Source organism: Streptomyces sp. RP5T, assembly GCF_003933965.1.
In the GTDB taxonomy this organism is placed as follows: domain Bacteria; phylum Actinomycetota; class Actinomycetes; order Streptomycetales; family Streptomycetaceae; genus Streptomyces.
In genome coordinates this window covers 1-6,523 of the sequence record NZ_RSAJ01000472.1, presented here as the reverse complement: position 1 = coordinate 6,523, position 6,523 = coordinate 1, and the positions used below count along the sequence as shown (strand labels likewise).

Here is a 6,523-nt window from a genome sequence, read left to right as displayed (position 1 = left end):
CCCTGGACGCGTCCCGCCCCACTGCGCCCCGCGCCACTTCGCCGCGGCGAGCACGGCCCCCCTGGCCAGCCGCGCGCCCGACGGTGTGCTGAAGCGATGCGCGAGTCCCCTGTGCTCGCGCAGCGCCCACAGCGTGACGATCCAGGCGGCCGTGGAGCGGTAGACCTGCCCGGAGTCGCCGATCACGGTGATCTCGTCGAGGGTGGCGCGGTGGTCGAGCCCGGGGAACCGCCGCCGGGCCTCCTCCGAGGCCGCCGGCACCAGCTCCAGCGGCACCAGCTGCGGCTGCCGTACGAGCCAGTCGCGCAGGAAGGTGCACAGGGAGCACTCGGCGTCGTAGAGGACGGTGAGCCGACGGACCGGCGTCCGGTCCGCCCGCTCCGCCGAGGTGGCGTTCGCCGTCATGCCCGGACCCAGTCCTGCGGCGCGACCGGCGGCACCTGTTCCCGCTCCATGGCGCCCCGCCTGCGGATCCGGTTGAGGACGTACACGTTGGCCAGGTGCATCACGCCGAGCACCAGCAGCACCACGCCCAGCTTGGTGGACAGGGCCTCGAAGACGCCGCGCGTGTCCTCGATCGTGCCGTCGCCGCTGAGGTACAGCGCGACGAAGCCGAGGTTCACGAGGTAGAAGCCGACCACCAGGAGGTGGTTGACGGCCTCGGCGAGCTTCTCGTTGCCGCGCAGCACGTCGGCGAGGAAGATCCGTCCGTTCCTGCTGAGCGTGCGGGCCACCCAGACGGTCAGGGCGATGCTGACGACGAGGTAGATGACGTAGGCGACGACCGTGCGGTCCATGCGCCTCCCCCTTCTTGAACGCGTTCAAAACGCTGACAGGGAGAGACTGTAGCCCTGTTTTTGAACGTGTTCAACCGAGTGGCGGAGAGGTCTGCGTCACGCGTACGCGTGCGTTCCCTCAGGCGCGCCGGGCGAGTTCCGGGCGTTTGGTGTAGTCGGTGAACCCGAGGACGTTCCCCCAGGGGTCGGCGACCTCCGCGGTCCAGCCGGTGGCCACGGAGAAGGGTTCGTCGAGCAGTTCGACGCCGGCCGCGCGCAGCTCGCGGGCGGCGGTCCTGGCGTCCGGCACCTCCAGCCACACGCGCGTGGCCGGCCACGGCGGCGGCCGGTGGCCCAGGCCCTCCTCCTGCCGGAGCAGGATCCCGGGCGTCTCGCCGCCGACCTTCAGCAGGGCGATGCCGGCCTCGTCGAGCCGGAAGCCCACCGTGAAGCCCGCGCGCTCGTAGAAGGAGACGGCCTCGGCGAGGTCCCCCACGGGCAGCAGCACGTTGTCGAAACCGAGCAGTTCGTACGACTCGTCATCTGACATGTCGTCAGATTAAGCCGGGGGTGCGGGAACGGGCTTCTGCGACGCGGTGTCCGTCGGGCATGATGACCGGGCTCATTGTCGTCTTTTCTCGCGGGTCCTCCCGCTTCGGTCCCCAGGAGCAGTCCCCCTTGAGTGAACAGCAGGGTCACGAAAAGCAGGATCCCGGGCAGGGCCCGCCGCCGGGTCATCAGCAGCCGGGCCCCCAGCAGCCGGGACCTCAGCAGGGGTACCCGCCGCCGGGATACCAGCAGCAGGGCTACCCGCCTCCCGGCTTTCCGCCGCCGGGCTACTACCCGCCGCCGGGCACCTACACCGGGGACCCCAACGCCCCCTACGGCTACGACCCGTACGGGCGGCCGTACTCCGACAAGTCGAAGGTCATCGCGGGCATCCTCCAGCTCACCCTCGGCGGCTTCGGCGTCGGACGCTTCTACCTCGGCAACGTGGGGATGGGGCTCGCCCAGCTGTTCACCTGCGGCGGCCTGGGCATCTGGTCGCTGGTCGACGGGATCCTCCTGCTCACCGGGAACGACCACACCGATGAACACGGCCGGATCCTCCGCAGCTAGGGCGCGGGAGGCCGAGCCGCCCGAGTCCCCGCGCCGCTCCCTCCTCCGCCACCCCGCGACGGCACCCTCGGCGGTACTCGCCGCGGGTGCCGCCGGCGCGGTGTACCTCTACCGCACCGACCCGCACGAGCCCGGGCACGTCCTGCCGCAGTGCCCGTTCCGCCTGCTCACCGGCCTGCTCTGCCCGGCCTGCGGCGGCACCCGCATGGTGTACGACCTGATGCACGGCCACTTCACCGAGGCCTGGCTGGACAACCGGGCCCTGCTGCTCGCCTCGCCGTACGCCCTCGCCCTGCTCGGCCGCTGGGCGTGGGCGGGCCTGCGCGGCCGCCGCTGGAGGCCCACGCTGAGCCCCCGGGCCCAGGTCGTCGTCCTCGCACTCGCCGTGGCCTGGACGGTGGCCCGCAACGTCGTCTGACTCCTGCTCCCAGGCCCGTTGTCAGTGCCGGCTCGTACTGTCTTCGGCATGGGAATCGTGAGGTTCGTCGACGAGACGACAAGCGGGAGCCGCAGCGACGGCTGGGGGCTGGAGATCGCCGAGGAGCGGCTCGCCGTGCGCGAGCTGATCCGCCGCCGGGTCTTCCAGGAGGTCGCCGAGTACAACGCGCGCACACCCGCCGTCTTCCAGGGCCTGGTCCAGCCCGAGGACACCGAACGCGTGCTGAACGGCTACGCGTTGCGCACGCCCCGCCGCATCGACCCCGAGACCCAGACCGAGCTCGCCCTCCGCGCCTTCACGGGCAACGGCTTCCTGGTGCTGGTCGGCGACCGTCAGGTCACCGAACTCGACGAGGAGATCGACCTCGTGCTCGGCACCGAGGTGACGTTCCTGAAGCTCGTCCCGCTGGTGGGCGGCTGACCATGGGCCAGATCCAGAAGTACAAGGACCTGATCGGTCGCCGCGTCGCCGACGACCAGCCCGAGGAGCTCGCCGCCGACCTCCTCAGGGCCGCGGCCGTCAACAACGGCAACTGGACCGGCCTGTGGGACGGTGTCCTCGCCCGACTGCTCGAACTGCCGCCGCAGGCGCGGTCGCGGATCGCCGACGGTCTCGTGACCCAGTACCACGGCGAGCAGGCCGGCCCGATCGCCCGCCAGAACGCGCTGATCCTGCTGGGCATCGTCACCCGCGACCTGCCGCCCCACGACCGCCTGACGGCCGAACGCCTGGCCCTGCTCGACACGATCTCCCGGCAGCACTCCTTCTGGTACGGCGCCCGGTACGAGAACCTCATCGAGGCGGAGCTGGCCGCGGGCCGCCCGATCGCGCCCGCCGTCGTCGCCACCGTCCGCCGGGCCGTCCTGCACGCCTACCAGAACGAGGACCTGCCGAGGACGGCGAGGAAGCTGACCGAACCGCCCCTCAACGTCGGCGAGGAGTGGGCCGAGGAAGCCCTGCGCGAGACCGACGGCGTCTGGCACCAGCTCCTGGCCCACATGGCGACCGCCACCGCCGCCAAGCCCTCCGCCAAGTGGGACAAGCGGGCCACCGAGCTGGCCGGAGCCCTCGGCCCCGACCGCGTCCGCGAGGCGGTGCTCCGCTGGCTCGCCCTCGTCGGCCGCCCCCGCACCTTCGAGCTGGACCGCGGCCGCTACGAACCGGACGTCAACAGCGCCTACGACCCGTACAACGCCAACGCCCTGCGCGGCCTCGCCTGGCTGCTCTCCCTCCTCCCGCCGCACCCCGACACCGCCCGCGCCCTCGGCGCCCTCGTCGAGACCTCCCTCAAGAAGGTCGCCGGCCTCGGCCCCCGCAACCCCAAGGTGGCCAACGCCGGGGTCAACGCCCTCGCCCGCATCGACAGCGAGGCGGCCCTCGCCGAACTAGCCCGGCTGGCCACCAGGGTGACGTACCGGAACACCGCCAGACTCCTCGACGCGGCGCTGGAGACCCGTGCCGTCGCCCTCGGCCTCAGCCGCGAGGAGATCGAGGAACTGGCCGTACCGGCATACGGCCTGACCGAGGTGGGCCGTGCGCGGCACCGGCTGGGCGAGGCCACCGCCGTCCTCGAAGTCCGCGGCACCAAAGCCGTGTTGACCTGGCACAACGCCAGCGGCAAGCCGGGCAAGGCCGTGCCCGCGACGGTACGACGGGACCACGCGGAGGAGCTGAAGGAACTCAAGGCGGCCGCCAAGGACATCGACAAGATGCTGTCGGCCCAGAGCGAGCGTCTGGACCGCCAGTTCCTCGCCGACCGCACCTGGTCTTACGCCATCTGGCGCGAGCGCTACCTGGACCACCCGCTGGTCGGCACCCTGGCCCGCCGCCTCCTGTGGACGGTGGACGGCACGACGGTCGGCCACGCCGAAGGCGCCCTGCGCACCCTCGCCGACGCCCCGGTCACCGAGGGCACGGAGGTCCGCCTGTGGCATCCGGTGGACCACACCCCCGCGGAGATCGTCGCCTGGCGCGACTGGCTGGAGCGCCACGGGGTGACACAACCCTTCAAGCAGGCCCACCGGGAGGTCTACCTGCTGACGGACGCCGAGCGCGCCACCGGCACCTACTCCAACCGCTTCGCGGCCCACGTGCTGCGCCAGCACCAGTTCCACTCCCTGGCGGCGGCGCGGGGCTGGCGCAACAAACTCCGCCTGGCCGTCGACGACGAGGCCCCGCCGCCGGTCCGCGACCTCCCGCGCTGGGGCCTGCGCGCCGAGTACTGGATCGAGGGCGAGGGCGGTGCGGACTACTCCGACATCACCGACTCCGGCACCTTCCTGCGCCTGCGCACCGACCAGGTCCGCTTCTACCCGGTCGACGCCCCGGAGAACTCGGCCCACTGCGCGGGCGGCGAGTACCGCATGTGGCTGCGCGACGGCCAGGACCCCGTGGAGCCCCTGCCCCTGACGCAGATCCCGCCCCTGGTCCTCTCCGAAGTCCTGCGCGACGTCGACCTGTTCGTCGGCGTGGCCAGCATCGGCAACGACCCCACCTGGCAGGACGGCGGCCCCGGCGGCCGCTTCCAGGAGTACTGGACGTCGTACGGCTTCGGAGAGCTCAACCAGAGCGCCGAGACCCGCCGGCTCCTCCTGGACCGCCTGATACCGAGGCTCGCCATAGCCGACCGGTGCACCCTGGAGGGCCGCTTCCTGCACGTCAAGGGCGACCGCCACACGTACAAGATCCACCTCGGCTCGGGCAACATCCTCCGCACCCCGAACGACCAGTACCTCTGCATCGTCCCGAAGGCCAACCCGGCCGCCCCGCAGGCCGGTTACCTCCCCTACGAGGGCGACCGCATGCTCGCGGTCATCCTCAGCAAGGCGATGATGCTGGCGGACGACACGAGGATCACGGACCCGACGATCCTGAGCCAGCTGTGACCGGCCCGGCCCGGGGCACCGTCAGAGGCCGCCGTATCCGTCCCTGACGACCTCCCGGGCCAGCGTGCCGCGCAGGCCGGCCAGCTCACCGGCGATGCGCTCGGACCGAGCGGCGTCCGCCGTCACCAGCGCGGGCACCGGCGGGCCGTCCAGCAGGAGCCGGCGCCGCAGATGGGTCGGGGGGTGAGTCGCGTCGACGCAGTGGCCCCGCAGCGCACCGACGCGGCGCTGACGCTCGTACTCGGACTCCGGGATCGAGTCCATATGAGCGGCGAGCGCCTCCCAGAGGCCCTCGCCGTCCTGCCCGGCCGTTCCGCTCCGTCCGTGGATCCGGCGGCTGTTGACCTCACGGTTCAGCGTGGTGACGATCGAGTCCGCCACCAGGAGGCGGTCCATCAGACCGGTGGCGCCCTCGGTGGACCCGGTGCGGGCCGAGGCCACGTCGGCCAGGTACTCGCCGCGCTGCGAGGACGGGGCGGTCAGCAGGTCGAGCAGCGCCACCACGGCGGTGACCAGCAGGCGGAGCGGGATGCAGGCCAGGTTGGTGAGGGTGTGGATGGCGTTCGGGTTCGGGATCGGCCGGAGGTACCGCAGCCAGGTGTCCAGCGTCCTGAAGGCGGTGCCCACGACCATGCCGTAGCGCGTGTCGCCGTTGGTGAAGTGACCGAGTTCGTGGCCGAGCAGTGCGACGCGCTGCTGGGGACTCAGCACCTCCCAGAGCGGCAGCCCCAGCGTCAGGAGCCGACGCCGCAGCCCTAGCTGCGTCACACTCGCGTTGGCGTCCACGTCGACGACGACGGCGTCCACGCCCCGGGTGCCCTGGGCGACGGCGATCTCGTCGATGAGCGCGTACAGCTCGGGCGCCTGGTCCCGCAGCAGGACACGGTCGTCGTCCGACAGCCGGTTCAGGCGTGGCCGGAGCGACCAGGCCATCGCCAGGAAGAACAGCCCGAACACCATGCCGAGCCCGCCCCAGCCGGCGATCAGACCCCACACGCCCACCGCGGCCAGGACGCAGGTCAGCCCGTGCACGGTGAGCGCGATGACGTAGGCGAGCAGTCCGGACCCGGTGCGCCCGCCGCTCTTCCCGGCCCGCAGCTCCGTGAACAGCAGTTCGCCGTAGTGGTGCGCGATCCTGCGGCGCACCCGGGACAGCCCGCGCTTCTCCTCGGCGGGCCCCTGCGGATCCACGTTCCAGTCGCAGGCGGTGCACCAGGTGGTGAACCGCCGGTCCGAACGGATCTCCACCCCGCACCGCGGGCACGACGAAACGATCTCTTCTTCAGCGGTACGCACCGCTGCCC

8 protein-coding genes are annotated in these 6,523 nt (G+C 72.0%); 4 read left to right on the top strand and 4 right to left on the bottom strand.

Translation table 11 applies throughout. The features are described 5' to 3' along the window. The 3 genes from EHS43_RS33755 to EHS43_RS33745 all read right to left on the bottom strand — a co-directional run. A partial coding sequence (locus EHS43_RS33755) for a thiol-disulfide oxidoreductase DCC family protein (RefSeq protein WP_125194458.1) occupies positions 1-405 on the bottom strand: 405 nt, incomplete at its 3' end. Beyond that, positions 402-797: a hypothetical protein gene (locus tag EHS43_RS33750; RefSeq protein WP_020118685.1), complete on the bottom strand. Its 396-nt coding sequence runs from the start codon at positions 795-797 to the stop codon at positions 402-404. The genes EHS43_RS33750 and EHS43_RS33755, both read right to left, overlap by 4 nt. A gap of 118 nt (positions 798-915) precedes the next feature. Further along, positions 916-1,326: a VOC family protein gene (locus tag EHS43_RS33745; protein ID WP_125194457.1), complete on the bottom strand. Its 411-nt coding sequence runs from the start codon at positions 1,324-1,326 to the stop codon at positions 916-918. A gap of 128 nt (positions 1,327-1,454) precedes the next feature. On the opposite strand from EHS43_RS33745, the gene EHS43_RS33740 reads away from it, so the two are divergent. The 4 genes from EHS43_RS33740 to EHS43_RS33725 are packed head-to-tail and all read left to right on the top strand — an operon-like array spanning position 1,455 to position 5,219. Then, on the top strand, positions 1,455-1,895 hold the full coding sequence (locus EHS43_RS33740) for a TM2 domain-containing protein (RefSeq protein WP_125194456.1): 441 nt from the start codon (positions 1,455-1,457) through the stop codon (positions 1,893-1,895). Further along, positions 1,867-2,313, top strand: coding sequence for a DUF2752 domain-containing protein (locus EHS43_RS33735; RefSeq protein ID WP_125194455.1), 447 nt, complete (start codon positions 1,867-1,869; stop codon positions 2,311-2,313). The genes EHS43_RS33740 and EHS43_RS33735 overlap by 29 nt, the downstream gene beginning before the upstream one ends. Before the next feature lie 48 nt (positions 2,314-2,361). After that, positions 2,362-2,754, top strand: coding sequence for a hypothetical protein (locus EHS43_RS33730; RefSeq protein ID WP_125194454.1), 393 nt, complete (start codon positions 2,362-2,364; stop codon positions 2,752-2,754). A 2-nt stretch (positions 2,755-2,756) separates the two neighbouring features. After that, on the top strand, positions 2,757-5,219 hold the full coding sequence (locus EHS43_RS33725) for a DUF4132 domain-containing protein (RefSeq protein ID WP_125194453.1): 2,463 nt from the start codon (positions 2,757-2,759) through the stop codon (positions 5,217-5,219). 21 nt (positions 5,220-5,240) lie between these two features. Here EHS43_RS33725 and EHS43_RS33720 read toward each other — a convergent pair. Beyond that, positions 5,241-6,523, bottom strand: a 1,283-nt coding sequence (locus tag EHS43_RS33720; protein WP_312023460.1) for a M48 family metallopeptidase, incomplete at its 5' end; no start/stop codon positions are given.